Source organism: Caballeronia sp. RCC_10, from assembly GCF_041360715.1.
In the GTDB taxonomy this organism is placed as follows: Bacteria; Pseudomonadota; Gammaproteobacteria; order Burkholderiales; family Burkholderiaceae; genus Caballeronia; species Caballeronia grimmiae.
The window spans coordinates 196,053-211,486 of record NZ_JBFUPT010000002.1; the positions used below are offsets into that span (position 1 = coordinate 196,053).

Sequence of the window (15,434 nt, forward strand, 5' to 3'; positions counted from 1 at the left end):
TCGACACTCTAAGCGAAGTGCTGAACTTCGGCAATGAAGCGCAATGCCACCGATATGAATAAAAACGATCGGTCGTCCGGGAGAGAACTGCTGTCCTCGAAGCTAGTCATAAGCAGTAAGTGACTGACATGGTTCGAATAGGTTCACCGATTAGAAGAAACGATTCTCAGGCGTCCGCTACCGCACATAAGCGCACTAAATGCGAATGACAAATCAATTCTCGTCTGATAGAAAGGCTCCTCGTTCGTCTGCGTGTTGGCGCACGCCTGTCGATGCGAGGGCCGGCGTCCGCGTCATAGGCAGCATAGGCATTCGCAAAAAACCAAGGACACTCGATGGGCTTTGCAATCAACGGCAAGTTCGCCTCACAGCGCATTACCGGCGTGCAACGCGTGGCGTATGAATTGACGCGCGCCATGCAGTCACGCGCGTCATCGCCGACCGAACTCCCCGTGCTGGTGCCTCCCGATGCCACCGATCTCGGGTTGGCCGCGCGCACTACCCACATCGCGCGCAATCTCAAAGGAAACCTTTGGGAGCAGATCACGCTGCCGCTCGAATCTCGGCAGGACACGCTGATCAGTCTCTGCAATACCGGCCCGCTGTTCAAGCGCCGTCATCTGCTGATGATCCACGACATGGCCGTCTACGACGTGCCGCATGGGTTCTCGAAGAAGTTCGTGATGTGGTATCGGCTTAGATTTTCTGTTCTTCGCCGACAAGCAAACCTGATTCTCACGGTGTCGCGGTTCTCGAGAGAGCGCATCTGCCATCATCTACGGCTCGATGAATCGCGTGTCGAAGTCATCAGGCCCGGCGCCGATCACATGGACCGTGTCACGGCAGAGCCATCGATTCTTGAGAAACTCTCACTGAGCAAGGACAAGTACTGCATCCTCGTCGGCAGTCTCGATCCGCGCAAGAACCTGCAACGCGTGCTGGCCGCGACGAAGCTGCTCGGTCATCTCGACAAGGACTTCAAGTTCGTCATTGCCGGCGGCGCGAATCCGCGTGTGTTCGCCAATAGCGATTCCACTCAGCAGTCGTACTCCGACCGGGTCATCTGGGCGGGCTTCGTCAGCGATGGTGAACTGAAGGCGTTGTACAGCAGCGCGGCGTGCCTGGTATTTGCTTCTCTCTACGAAGGCTACGGATTGCCGCCGCTGGAAGCGATGTATTGCGGTTGCCCGGTGATCGTGTCGAAGGAAGCTTCGTTGCCTGAAGTGTGTGGCGACGCGGCTATGTATTGCGATGCGACGTCGGTCGAAGACATCGCAGCGAAGATCGAATCGATGGCGACGAACGACGTGCTTCGCGAGCAGCATCGCCGCGCCGGGCTCACCCATGCGGCGCAATTTCGCTGGGACGGCGCCGCAAAGAAACTCATGCAGATTCTACAAACGGCCCGTTGAGATTACACGTTCGCTTTTTGTTCAATGCAACATCGGCACTTGGATTAAAAGAGCGGGCGCGTCAAGCGCAACAATGCAACCAACTATTACTTATTGCCTGTGCTACGTCCCTTTATTCGAAGTGTGCGTTAGCGCACGTACCTTAATTTGACGAGGCTTGAAGGTAAGCGGTATTGCGACGGCTACGCGTTTTCCCGAGTTTTGTCTTTTTCGGGGGTTCCGTCCGGTGTTTGGACGTCCCAAACATCTCCTTCTTTAGCAAACGCTGGAATTTTTTACTGGCCGTGCGATTGCGGGATCGGTATTCCTTGCACCGCGCGCCGCTGGTTTTTTGGACCGACATTCGAATCCATAAGGAAACCCTCTAATGAACACACCAGTTCTTGGGATCGATCCAGTCCCTGTGCGCAGCCGAGACGACGGGTTCTCCGCGAGCGACTTCTGGAAGCTCATCGTCGATAACGCTTGGCTCGTGGTGTCGATCATCATCGGCATCACGGCGCTGGCGACGGCTTACGCCTACCTCGCCACACCGATGTTCGCATCGGATGCGCTCATCAAGGTGGACTATCCGAACCCCAATGCGCTTGGCGTGAACAGCACGCAAGGCCAGCAGCAGGTCGTTCCGTCGACGCTGCCGACCGACGCCGAGATTCAGATCATTCAAAGCCGCGCAGTGCTTCTGCCGGTCATCAAGAAGTATCACCAGGACGTGCTCGTTGCGCCGCGCGAGATGCCGCTCGCCGGCCGCGTCTCGGAACTGCTGGCTACGCCTGGCCAGCCCTCTGCGCCCGTGCTCGGTTTTAGCTCGTTTGCATGGGGCGGCGAAGAAGTAAACGTCAGCCAGCTCGACGTGCCGCCGCGCCTCGAAAACAGAAAGCTCATGCTGCGCGTGCTGCCGCAAGGCGCATACGAGCTGGTGGATCCCGACGGCAATTCCATCCTGCACGGCACCGTAGGCCGCGCAGTGAACGCCGACGGCATCTCGGTAATGATCGACAAACTCGTTGCTCGTCCCGGCACTGAGTTCAACGTCACGCGCTTCAGCGAATATCAGGCTGTGACGCGTTTCGCCAAGAACCTGAAGGTGATGGAATCGACGAAGGACTCAGGCGTCGTTCAAGTGCTGTATGAGAACGAAGATCCCCGTCTCGCGCAGGAAATCACGAATGCGATCGCACAGACGTATATCGCGGCGCATGTCGATCAGCATCGCGAAGAAGCGAGCGTCACACGTAACTTCATCCTGGGCGAACTGCCGCGGCTCGAGCGCGAGCTGCAACGCGCCGAGAGCGAGTTGAGCAACTATCGCCGCTCGTCCAACTCGATGCAGCCAGGCACGGAAGCGACGTCGTACCTGCAAGGCAGCCTCGACATCGAACGGCAAATCGCTTCCCTGCAGATGCAGCGCACGCAGACGGCGGCCCGTTTCGCACCGAACACGCGTGAAGTGCGCACGATCGACGAGCAACTCGCCACGCTCAGGGCGCAAAAGCAGGCATTCGATCAGCGCTTCGGCCAATTGCCGGGCTCCGAACGCAAGCTGATGGATCTGACGCGCGATTCGAAGGTCGCGGAAGACATCTATGTCGCGATGCGCCAGAAAGCGAGCGAACTTGCGGTCACGCGCGCCGGCACCATCGGCAACGTGCATCTGATCGACTCGGCGATCTATCCGACGGACCCGTCGAAGCCGAAGCGTCCGCTCGTCATCGCTGGCGGCGCGGCTGCGGGTGTAGTCCTAAGTATTCTGTTCGTGTTCTTCCGCGATCAACTCTCGCGCAGCGTGAAGAGCCCGCACTCGGTCGAAAGTCGCCTGAGCCTGCCGGTATTCGGCGCGGTCAGCTTCAGCCCGATTCAGGCGCGTCTCGATCGTCCGTCGAAGGCATCGCTTCTGCCTGGCAAGAGCCGTCCGGGTGCTTTGACGAGCGACCCGTCGCGCCGCGTATTGAGCGACGAGCGCGATGCCCAGGGACTTTCCTCCGATTACGTGGGTCATCACCCGCTCTCCGCGCTCGGCGATCGCGACATGGCGGTTGAAGCGTTGCGCGCGGTGCATGCATCGCTGATGCTGGATATCGGCCCGGCGCCGAACAACGTGCTCGCCGTGGTGGGCGCTACGCCGGGCACCGGCAAGACCTTCGTCGCGTCGAACCTCGCCGTGCTTCATGCGCAAACCGGCAAGAACGTGCTGCTGATCGACGGCGACATGCGACGCGGCCGCATCGCTTCGATCTTCGGGCAACACGGCGGCAACGGCTTCGCGGAAGTGCTCGCGAGCAAGATCCAGATCGATCAGGCGATTCGCCAAACGGATGTGCCGGGTCTCTCGCTGATGACCTCGGGCCGCTTCCCGGCGAACCCGTCGAAGATGCTGTCGACGCCGCGCCTGCCTTTGATCCTCGATCTGCTGCAACAGCGTTACGACCTCGTCATCATCGATACGCCCGCCGTGCTCGCTGTCAGCGACGCCAACCTGATCGCCGCGAACGCGGGATCGTCGGTGGTCGTCGTGCGGCCGAGCGCCCAAAGCGAAGGCGAGTTGCAGGAAGCCATCAAGCGCCTCGATCTGACGGGCGCACGTATCGCGGGCGTGATCTTCAATGCGGTTCCCAAGCGCCGCAGCGAGAAACGCACGTATGCGTACGCGAGCGCCTACATGTCCAACGTGACGACGGAAGAGGACTAAGCTCATCGTCACCTTTGGACAAGACCGCCGGACCGCCGCCGACTCACCGGCGCGCGGTCCCGCCAAAGGCGTCATAACAATTCGAGTCGATGGACGCTAGCGTCCGGAGAGACCTATGTACGCACGCACCATCTCGATGTTGTTCTACATGTTCTTCACTTGCGTGATTTTGAATCCGCAGGTGGGGGGCTTCACGGTTTACTTCTATCTCTTCATTCCGTTCTTCGATCCCGGTTTCACGCGTTTTCTGACGAGCACTGTGCGTCGCTGGAGCGGGCCGCTCGCGGTCGCGGTTGCGGTCAGTCTCATCGGATCGCCGACGGTGGCCGTGCGCGTGATTTCGCTCGCGATATGCATCGGCTATCTGCTGTACTCGAAGCAGCGGCGCATCTTCTATCTGCATGTGTGGATGCTGATCAACATCGGGTTCGCCGCGCTGCAGTTCGTGCTGTACTACGTGAACCGCGATCTCGCGATGGCGCTGGGTCCGCGCGCGCTCGGACAGATGATCTGGGGTTCGTATGCGACAGCCGCCTATACAAACTTCTTCGAAGTCTTCTACTTTGCACGCGTCTCCGGCTTGTCGCGTGAAGCGGGTTTCTTCTCATCGCTGCTGGTTGCATCGCTGGTCGTCTATCTCGCGACGAGCGAGCGCATCGACAAGCGGGTGGTGGCGCTCTACGTGTTCGGCCTGATCATCAGCTTCTCGAAGTCCTCGATGCTGTTGTTTCTGTTCGCTGCGCTCTACCCGTTCCGCAAGCCGCTGCGCGCAGCGCATCCGCTCGTCGTGTTCTGCGCGTTTGCAGTCTCGATCACCGCGCTGTCGGTCTTCATGGGGAACCACAACTTCTTCGGTTCGGAGACGTTCGGGCATCGCTTCGGCGGCTATCCGTTCATGGTCGAAGCCAAGCTGGAAGATCTCATTTCCGGCATCAGCGCCCCCGAGATTCTCAAGCACTACCGCTATCTGCCTTATATCCGCCTCATTGAAGCGGACATGATGGTGGCAGGCGTGCCGTTCGCGGGTCTGCCGGCTTCCGTCGCGGACATGGGTCTCTTCAGCGCGCTTCTGTTGTTCGGCGTGGTGGCGTTCACCGCATCGGATGGCTTCGTTCTGTTGCTGTTTTTGCTGATATCGTCGACGGTCAGCATCACGACGGTCACGTCGTTCGTGCCGCTCGGCTACCTGCTGCTGTACTGGCCGCGTTTCCAGGCCTATATCGCCGAGCAACGGCTCGCGGCATGGCACAAGGGACCGCGCAGCGCACTCACGCGGGCGCGGCGCTTTTCGCCGCCGCGCACGCCTCGCGCGCGCGCGATGCGTGTCGTCGAAGGCGAGTGACCCGCCGAACCACCCACAGGTACGCAGTCCGAAGGAGTTTCAATGCAAGTGCCTCGCACGATGCGGGCCGTGTCGCGCGGCCCGCGTCACGCCCGCTCCGTTCACGCCCGATCGATTCGTCCGCGCCTCATTGCATCCGCCACGCTGATGCTCGCGGCGCAGTTCGCAGGACTCGCCTTCACCAGCAATGCGTTCGCCGCCAGCGCGTTGACCGTATCGAATGCCCCGGGCACGCTCATTAGCGACGATGCCGGCAGCAAGCGCATCACGTTCAAGCTCGCGCCGGGAAGCGCATCGGAAGGTGCGCAGGTCGTCGCGACGCTGTATCGCTATGACGACAACGCCGAGCTTTCGCAGACGCCAGTCGATACTTACCGCGCGTCGGCATCGAATAGCAAAGGCGGCGCGCAAGTGGCGGTGAATGTGTCCTTGCCCGGTCCCGGCCTGTACGTCCTCGATGCGAAACTCGTATCCGCGAGCGGCGGCGAAGGCGAATCGGTCAAGGTGAGTCTCGCCGCGCTTGCATCGGGCAACGGCACCTTCAAGGACGCGGGCGTCGCCACGCATTTCGGCCAGCGCAAGGGCAACCCGGCGACGGTGCTTGCGCTCATCAAGCGCGCGGGCTTCACCTGGATACGCGACGAGCTGTACTGGAGCGAAGTCGAGAAGACGCCGGGCAAGTTTCAGTTCGGGCGCAACGAAAACGACTACGGCGGATACGTGCGTCAGGCGGCGAAGATGAACCTCAAGCCGCTGATCGTGCTCGATTACGGCAACGCTCGCGCCTACCCTGCCCTCTTCAGGGGGCCGCAAGGCTTTCCGCGAACGGACCAGGAGCGCGATCTTTTCGTGCGCTATGCGCAGAAGGTCGTCGGCTTTTATGGCGACGACGTGAAGACGTGGGAAATCTGGAACGAGCCCGCGTTTCCGCGCATCGGCTACGACAACTACGTTGCGCTGCTGAAGCCTGTTTACACCGCGATCAAGAAGGTCAGCCCCGATGCGAACGTCGTGTCATGCGGCGGAGGCGGCGCGGGAGGCGGGCCGGGTGGCGACTGTATCGCGCAGATCGTCAAAGCCGGTGCGCTCGAGTATCAGGACGGTTTCAGTATCCATCCGTACATGTCGCCCTACGATCCGGATCACGGCTACAGCGCGCAAGGATCGCCGCTGCCACGCGTGAACGTGCCGACGGTATGGCCGCATCTCCGGGACATGACGAAGTCCCATCCGCGGCCGGACATCGGGCGGCTCAAGGTGTACATCACCGAGATCGGCTGGCCGTCGAGCCCGGCGGCAGCGGGTCTCTCGGAGCAGAAGCAGGCCGCTTACGCGGCCCGCACGTTCCTGCTCTCGCGGCGTTTCGACGCGGTGGAAGCCGTCATGTGGTACGACTTCGTCGATGACGGGGTAAAGCCGGCCGACAAGGAAGCGAACTTCGGCCTCGTGCGGCTCGATCTCACGCCGAAGCCCGCGTACGTCGCCGTTACGACGCTCATGCGCAACATCGGCTCGCGTGCATGGGACCGCGCGCTCGTCGATAACGGCGATACGAAGGTCTTCCAGTATGGCGGCGATGATCGCGTGATCGTCGGCTGGCGAAGCGATGTGGACGCGGACCCCGTGCCGACGTCGGTGCCGGTTCCACCGGGCACGTACAAGCAGATCGACTGGCAAGGAGCGACGTCGACGCTGACGGTCAAGGAAGGCTTTCAGTGGAAACTGGGAGCGCTGCCCAAGTACCTGATCCCGGCGAAGTAACGAAGCGATCAAGCACCGCAATTCACGCGCGCATAAAAAAACGCTCCGACTCGCGAGAGTCAGAGCGTTTAAAGTCCGTGCTGTCGAAGCGTCCGCTTAAACCGGGTTCGCCTTGATGAAGTTCTTGAAGTTGTCGTACGACGCGCGCTTCGTCACGCCATCGCCCGCGATCAGGCCGTAGTTGTCGTCGATGACCGCGTACATCATGATCGATTCGATGTTGTACTTGTCCTTGAGCGACCGGTACTGGGCCAGCGCCTTCGGGATGTATGCGGACTGTTGGTCCGCGGTGTCCTTCTGAGCATTCCAGCCCCACTCGGTCAACCAGATCGGCACACCGAACGAATCCTTGAGCGCCTGGAGTACGTCGTAGCACTTGCTGTTCTGCCAGCCGCACAGCATGTCGCCCGAGCTTTCGTACCAGTGATAGCAGGTGAAGTCCCAGCGAATCGATGCCCCGCCGCTCGCGCCATTCGCGGTGCCGTTCGGCGAGACGCCGTTCCACAGCATCTGCAATGCGCGGTACGAGAGCGGAATGCCGGTGCCCACGCCGACCTTGATCGACGGATCGATTGCGCGCACGCCATCGATCATGCCGCGCAGCACGCCACGCAGCGCCGGCCATGCCGAGGCGCTCCAGTTTGCCGCGCTGCTGCCGTCGCCGCTTATCTTGAGCGGAACGTCGAGTTCGTTGCCGCATTCGATGTGCGACACGAGGCCCTTGAGCTGCGTCGTCGCGCCCGTCGCGAGGTTGTAGCCGAGCGTGTAGGCCGACGATTCGCTGAGCGACGTATTCCAGCCGGACGACAGCGGGTTCAGAACCGGCAGGATCGACACGCCGCTGCCTTTGAAGGCGCCCGTGAGGGCGGCTGCAACCGTCTTCGCCATGCCGGAATCGGCGACGTCGGCACGGTAGTTGGTCACGCCGAGATCCTTGAGGATCGCGAGCTGTGCCGCCGCCGACATCGTCTTGTAGATGCCCGAGCCGTAAGCGAGGTGGCCGTTGATGCCGTAGAACTTCGAACCGGAAGCCGCTGCCGCCGACGCCACGCCGCGCGGGTCCGTGGTACCGACGTTCTGCCACGGGCTGCCGTTCTTGAACCACGTGCCGGCGGAGTTCTTCGCGTAGATCGCGCCGTTGTAATAGAGGATGGTTGTTAGCGCCGCAGGCGAACCGGTCGCTACCCCAGCGCCGTTGCGATTCACGCGGCCACCGACGAGCGTCCACACGGCGCCCGAGCTATCGGTGATGGAGGCTGCGGGCGGGATGACTGTACCGCTTGCCGAGGCGCTCTTTGCGACGGCCTGAGCGTTGACGACGCTATCCGCAGACATTGCTTCGCTACCGCCGCCGCATGCGGCCAACGCGGCACTCCCGGCGCTCGCCATCATCAGAGACAGGAAGCCTCTACGCGAAACAGGAGCGTTCTCGCGGTCGAGCACGGGAAACAAGGAATTTTCGTCTTGCGATCGGGTGGGCTGGTTCGAAGGCACGGGAATTTATTCATGTCTGCGTTAAGGAGACCGGAGTATAAAGTCCTAAAACTCCCTCAGACGTTTCTGAATGTAACAGGAAGGCAGAAAAGTAATCGCTTGCTTTATTCATACCGTAGGCGGGAAATCCTCCTGCAAACGTTTGCAGAGCCGGAACAAACGTTCGCGTTATTTAAGACAAATGACAGTGAATCGGTCAATATTGATCAACTTTTGACGGCTGCGAATCATTTCGTACGTCAAAAGTACCGGAAATATGAGCGAAATGGGGTTGTCCGCTCGACCGCTCGTTAGGTTTGCGAAACGGTCCACATGATTGAATACGCGGGAAAACACCCGGCTAACGCTTACTGGGACTGGGATCGGGAGTTTTGACTCAGTGCCTCGAAACCGAGAGATAAAGTTTGAGAAGCAGTTTTTTCCGACACAAAGAACGACGACGGAAGAGTTGAAACAGCGTTAACCCTTATCGAGCCGCCCTTGACAGGTCTATCGAAGGTACAGCGAGCGGAAATAACGTCCCTTGTTGAACTCCTACCGGAAAGAATTCTCTCCGGCCGCTTCTTGAAGAAGCTTGCGATTTAGTGACTTCTTACCGTTGAGCGCGTGACGGTTCGGTCGATGCGAAGAAAAGTCTTGTCACAAAGTCGCTCCGAAACTCATTCACGCCGTGCAGCGAGCGCATCTGCGACCGTTAACTCACGGTCCGTCCACCTTGAGAATGGCGACATCGAACGAGCCAATTGCGCGTGCGCAGGCATCGTGCAGCGTCGAAGCTTAATCAACGGCGCTGCACGTGAGCCGTTCGAGTATGTCTTGCATGAACGTGGCGATCGCCTTCTCATCCTCCACAGTACGAGAACACTGACACCGTGGAGATCGCGCATCACCGATCCTTTAGCTAATCGCTTCGCACATTTGGCTTGGGAGCACTGTGGATCGCGCATCGCAAGGCACGCGTGAGTTCAGGCTTCTGCACCGGTCGATGCGGTGCCGCTCGCGAGAACTATCGACGAAAGCCGACGACGCCTGCCTACGCTTTATCCACTAGCGGAGCAAGTTCACGCGTCATTCCAACCAGACGTCGATATGCAGGCGACCAGGCAAGTCGGCACGCTTTTCCGCGAGGGAGGGTCGATCTATAGAGACCGTTGTGGTTGCCACGAATTGCGCACAGCCGTCGATGCCACTGCAAAACGACGACGCGTGCAGAGATGCAGGGAAAAGACCCAAGCTGGCGAGAGGCGAAATGGATTCGGCGCTCTGACAACAAGCAAGCGCCGCATGATCCATACGCAGCGCCCGCACAAACCCGCCTCAGACGACCTTACCTGGATTCAAAATGCCAAGCGGATCGAGCGCGCTCTTGATCGCGCGCATCGCATCGATGTCGGTCTCCCGACGGCTTTGCGGCAGGTAATGCCGCTTTTTCACCCCGATGCCGTGCTCCGCTGAAATCGATCCGCCGAGCTCGCGCGTGACATCGTAGATGACGCGATCGATGTCGTCGTGATCGTGTGCGCCCAGCCCCGGCACGTCGACGACGATATGGATGTTGCCATCGCCCAGATGTCCGTAGATCAGAACAAGCGCTTGCGGCCGGCGTTCGCGCAGACGCGCCTCGCAACGCGCGGCCGCCTCGCCGACCTGCGCGATCGAAAAGCTCACGTCGTAGGCCGCGTGATTCGGAATGAAGCGCTGATACTCGCCGGGCGCATCGCGAATCGCCCAGAATGCGAGCGCATGCGCTTCCGATGAAGCGATGGCCGCATCCGTCACGATGCCCTCTTCCAGCATCGCGCCGAGAAACTCTTCGAACGCCTCGTTGTGACGAACCGGATCGGTGCCGACGCTTTCCAGCAGCACATAGAACGGATGCGGCGACCCGAGCGGCGCGCGCAGATTCGGCAGATTGCCGAGCACGGCATCGTGATAACCGGCCCACATGACTTCGAACGCGGATACACCCGGCGCGAGTCCCGCCTGTGCGCGCGTGAGCAGCGTCGTCACCGCTTCGAAGCCGGGCAGGCCGCACCATGCAGTGGCGGTCGCGGTCGGCCTGGGCCGCAGCCGCAGCACGACGCGCGTGATGACCGCAAGCGTCCCTTCGCTGCCGATCAAAAGATGCCGCAGATCGTAGCCGCTATTGTTCTTGATCATCTTCGAGAGACCGCCGACGACCGCGCCGCTCGCGAGCACCGCTTCGAGCCCGAGCACCTGATCGCGCATCATCCCGTACTTGATGACGCGATTGCCGCCCGCATTCGTCGCAAGGTTGCCGCCGATGGTGCAGCTTCCCCGCGCGCCGAGATCGAGCGGAAAATAGAAGCCCGCCGCGCTCGCCTCTTCCTGCACCGTTTGCAGCACCGCGCCGGCTTCAACGGTCATCGTGCCGGACACTTCGTCAATCTCGACGATGCGGTTCATGCGGTCCAGACTCAGCGCGACCTCCCCGCCCCGCGCGTTCGCCCCGCCGACGAGTCCCGTCAGTCCGCCTTGCGTGACCACGGGTTGCCCGTAGCGCGAACAGATGGCGAGCGCCTGTGCCACCTCTTCCGTATTGCGCGGTCGGATCATGGCGAGCGGCACTTCGCCGGGCAAGCCGCTCCAGTCGACGACGCGCCGCTCGCCGAATTCGCCGGGCAGCGCGACCACGTCCGCGCCGAGGGTTTGGCGCAATGCGCTTACAGCTTCGCTTGCCGTCATGTGCTGCGTGTCTCCGTGTTCAATGGGTTCTTGTTTATCAAACAGCAGTAGAGCATGCGTGCTCAGACGCGGCAAGCTGCGGACATCGCCATATCCGGACCGGACCGAGTTGTCGCAGCGTTTTGTTGCTGCTACAAAAGCGTTATCGAAGCGCACATACGCACATCCGCCGCTTGCCATCGACGCGACCGCTTCATCGAACGACCGTCCTCAATGGAGCGTCTCATGCGGTCTCTGTTCATCAGCTATCACCGCGGCAACCGGCCCTGGGCCATTGCGATGTTCCAGCATCTGGAGCGGCAAGGGTACGACGTAATCTTCGACTTTCTCGATGTCGCCGATACGGCCTATGAACGCATCGCCCGCACACAGATTCAGACTTGCGCGCACTTCGTCGTCCTGCTGACGCCGTCGGCGCTCCAGGATCTTTCAAGGCCGGACGATCGGCTGCGACGCGAGATCGAAACCGCGCTCGACGCCCGATGCCACGTAGTTCCGCTAGTCGTAAAGGGCTGCGGCTTCGAGTCCCCTGCGATCGGCGGCCAGCTCAAAGGCAAGCTGGCGAAGCTCGCACAACACGACCCGCTGACGATCGACGCGCATCGGTTCGATGAAGGCATCGCGCAGATACATCGCCGGTGCCAGCACTACCAGCCTCGCGATGCGTGGCGCGCGCCGCTGCCGGCGGATGGAATCGACCTTGCGCACGATGCCGCGCTGAACGAACGCGCCGCCGCGCGCTCGGCGCGTGCGGTCGCGATGGAAGAACTCGCCGCGCAGCAATGCTTCGAGCAGGGTGTCGCCGCCGCGTCCGTCGACGAGAAATTGCGCTTGTACGGCGAAGCGGTCCGGCTCGATCCGCTCTGCGCGCCCGCGTTTCGCGAACGGGCGCGCGTGCACAAGACGCAAGGGCAATTCGACGCCGCCTTGCTCGACTACGACGCCGCGCTGCGCAGCGAGCCGGATGAGTTATCGAGCCGTCTCGGCCGGGGCCATGCGCGCGAAGCCAACGGCGATCTCGACGGCGCGCTGCTCGACTATCGCCGCGCGGTGGATATCGAACGCGGGTGCATCGAAGCCCACGTTGCGCTCGGACTCGTGCGTCATGCGAAGGGCGATGCGGACGGCGCGATCGTCGATCTCAGCCGCGCGTTGCGGCTCGCGCCGGGCGATGCGAACACGCTGCGTCATCGGGGACGCGTGCGCGCCGCTCAGGGCGATTTCGACGGCGCGCTGACCGACCTGGATCGCGCGATCCGTATCGAGCCTGACTGCGCGGCTGCGTATCGAATGCGCGGCAACGTGCGCGGCAATCGCGGCGACGCACGCGGCGCGCTGCTCGATTACGACAAGGCGCTGCGCCTTCAGCCGGGACTCGTCGACGCGCAATTGGATCGTGGCTGCCTGCGCCGTCAGCTTGGCGACGTCGCGGGCGCGCTGCGCGATTTCGGCGATGTGATCCGCTCCGCGCCCGGCCACGTCGCCGCGTATGTCGAATCGGGCATCGCGCGGGCGGGCATCGGCGAACTCGACGGCGCATTGCGGGACTTCGATCATGCGATCGGCATCGGCGGACGCAACGCGCGGGCATCGTATGAACGCGGACTGGTGCGTGCGCGCCAGGGCGACGCCGATGGCGCGCTCGACGACTTCGCCAGCGTGCTGGCGCTCGACCCGGGGCACGCACGAGCCTACTGTGGCCGCGCGGACGTGCATCATGCGACCGGGCGTTTCGACGCCGCCCTCGGCGACTACGACGCCTGCTTGCGCATCGCGCCCAACGACGCGGATGCCCGGCTCAAGCGCGGACGTCTCAGGCTCGAACGCGGCGATCTCGCGGCCGCCATCGAAGACTTCGATGCAGCGATCGTCGCGCAGCCGAATCTGGCGGACGCGTATGTCGAACGGGGCGTCGCGCGGCAGTCGCTGGGCGACTGGCAAACCGCCGTGCACGACTTCGACGCAGCGATCGCACTGCGTCCCCGCGACGCCCGCGCCCTCGCACGACGCGGCAACGCACGCGCGAAGCTCGGGGACACCGATCGCGCGCTCGCCGATCTCAATGGCGCGATCGCCCTCGCTCCCGACGATGCCGCCGCCTATCACGACCGCGGCCTCGTGCGCGTCCAGCAGGACCACTTCGACGCCGCGCTGCGTGATTTCGACGCCGCCATCCGCTTGCGTCCCGACGATGCCGTCGCGCACAACAACCGCGCCAATGTGCTTTGCGACCAGGGCGACTTCGACGCCGCGCTGCGCGATTACGGCGTCGCGCTGCGGCTCGATCCGGACTATGCGGTGGCGTGGTTCAACCGTGCGAACGCGCGTCGCGAGCGGGGCGACCTGCCGGGCGCGCTCTCCGATCTGAACGACGCGATCCGCATCGATTCCGCGTGGGCCGATGCATACACGTTGCGCGCACCATTGCGGCTCGCGATGAACGACGCGCAGGGCGCGCTGCACGATCTCGACGAAGCGGTGCGGCTTGAACCGGGCCGCGCATCGGCTTATGTGCTCAGGTCCGATATGCGCGCCGTCAGCGGCGATACGGAAGGCGCGCTCGCGGATCTGAACGAAGCCATCCGCATCAGACCGCATTTTGTGGACGCATATATAGCGCTTGGTCTTTTGCATGCCAAACGTGGCGATCGGCAGAATGGCCTGCGTGATCTGGACGAAGCCATCCGCCTCGATCCCGACGATCCCGGCGTGCATTACACCCGTGGCACGCTGCGCAGCGAAGACGGCGACATGGACGGCGCACTCGGCGACTTCAGCCGTGCGATCGTTCTCGCACCCGATTTCGCGGGGGCATATGTGGATCGCGGCGCGGCGCGCGGACGCGTCGGCGATTTCGACGGCGCGATGCAGGACTTCGACACGGCCATCCGTCTCGCTCCCGATCGGCCGGAGGCGTACGCGAATCGCGGAATCGTCAGGATGGCGAATAATTTGCCCGGCGATGCGTTGCGGGATTTCGACGAGGCTTTGCGCCTCCAGCCCGATCTTGCCGCCGCATACTATGACCGCAGCGTCGCGCGCACGAAGTTGGGCGATACGCCGGGCGCGCTGCGGGACCTCGACGATGCGATCGCGCGCTCGCCCGTTTTCGCGGCGGCTTATAACGACCGGGGCGTGATCCGGGCGCGCAACGGCGATCTGGCCGGTGCGTTGGGCGACTTCGACGAAGCGATCCGTCTCGATCCCCGCCGCGCCGATGCGCACTGTAACCGGGGCAACGCGCGCCACGCCAGCGGCGACATTGAGGGCGCGCTGAACGACTTCGATCGTGCGATAGAACTCGCGCCCGATCACGCCGTCGCGTATGCGAATCGTGGCGCGGTGAGAACAGGCGCGGGCGATATCGACGGCGCGCTCGCGGACTATGACGAAGCGATTCGCCTCGACCCCGCCTACGCCGACGCCTACGCGCGCCGGGCAAGAGCACGCCACGACGCTGGCAATGCGCCCGGCGCTCTAAGCGATCTCGACGAAGCGATCCGCCTCGCGCCCGGCCACGCGGATGCGCTGAACGATCGCGGCGTCGCGCGGCTCGAACGGCGAGATATCGACGGCGCGCTGCTCGACTTGCATGAGGCGATTCGCGTGGCGCCCGCCCATGCGGATGCATTGAACAACCGTGGCGTCGCCCGCCGCAACCTGGGCGACATGGACGGCGCGCTATGCGATTTCGATGAAGCCATCCGTCTCGCGCCCGGCGATGCGCTCGCGCACCGCAATCGCGGTTTGCTTCGTCGCGAGCGCGGGGATACGGAAGGCGCGATACGCGATCTGGAGGCGGCGGCTGACCTGGGCACGGCGAACGGGCTTGCGTGGGTGGATCGCACGTACGCTGACGGAGCGCATGCGATCGCAGAGCAGCGAATTGCGGTGGAAGACTGTCGCCGGTATCTGAAGTTGATCGCCGCGACGTATTCGGGGCGGTGATTTTGCGGCGGCTTTATTGGATTCGAAGCCGGGCGCTATCCCATGCGCCTATATCGATTGCGCGCTGAAGCACCGCAACGGT

General features: G+C 62.5%; 7 protein-coding genes. 5 read left to right on the plus strand and 2 right to left on the minus strand.

The genetic code is table 11. The features are described from left to right. Positions 1-335: 335 nt before the first annotated feature. From AB6804_RS05470 to AB6804_RS05485, 4 genes are all read left to right on the plus strand, one after another. Complete coding sequence (locus AB6804_RS05470; protein WP_370885581.1) at positions 336-1,412, plus strand: glycosyltransferase family 4 protein; 1,077 nt, start codon at positions 336-338, stop codon at positions 1,410-1,412. Positions 1,413-1,779: 367 nt separating this feature from the next. Next, positions 1,780-4,101, plus strand: coding sequence for a polysaccharide biosynthesis tyrosine autokinase (locus tag AB6804_RS05475; protein WP_370885582.1), 2,322 nt, complete (start codon positions 1,780-1,782; stop codon positions 4,099-4,101). Between the two features lie 115 nt (positions 4,102-4,216). Next, positions 4,217-5,443, plus strand: coding sequence for a hypothetical protein (locus tag AB6804_RS05480; RefSeq protein WP_075583160.1), 1,227 nt, complete (start codon positions 4,217-4,219; stop codon positions 5,441-5,443). Between the two features lie 42 nt (positions 5,444-5,485). Beyond that, positions 5,486-7,204 carry a cellulase family glycosylhydrolase gene (locus AB6804_RS05485; RefSeq protein ID WP_370885583.1) on the plus strand — a complete coding sequence of 573 codons (1,719 nt, stop codon included), beginning with the start codon at positions 5,486-5,488 and terminating at the stop codon, positions 7,202-7,204. Positions 7,205-7,300: 96 nt separating this feature from the next. Here the strand turns inward: AB6804_RS05485 and AB6804_RS05490 are convergent, their stop codons facing one another. Together AB6804_RS05490 and AB6804_RS05495 are read right to left on the minus strand one after the other, a co-directional pair. Further along, complete coding sequence (locus AB6804_RS05490) at positions 7,301-8,539, minus strand: glycosyl hydrolase (RefSeq protein WP_370885584.1); 1,239 nt, start codon at positions 8,537-8,539, stop codon at positions 7,301-7,303. Between the two features lie 1,476 nt (positions 8,540-10,015). After that, positions 10,016-11,404 (minus strand): FAD-binding oxidoreductase, encoded by a 1,389-nt coding sequence (locus AB6804_RS05495; protein WP_370885585.1) that lies wholly within the window; start codon positions 11,402-11,404, stop codon positions 10,016-10,018. A gap of 225 nt (positions 11,405-11,629) precedes the next feature. On the opposite strand from AB6804_RS05495, the gene AB6804_RS05500 reads away from it, so the two are divergent. Further along, positions 11,630-15,352: a tetratricopeptide repeat protein gene (locus AB6804_RS05500; protein WP_370885586.1), complete on the plus strand. Its 3,723-nt coding sequence runs from the start codon at positions 11,630-11,632 to the stop codon at positions 15,350-15,352. Positions 15,353-15,434: the final 82 nt, after the last annotated feature.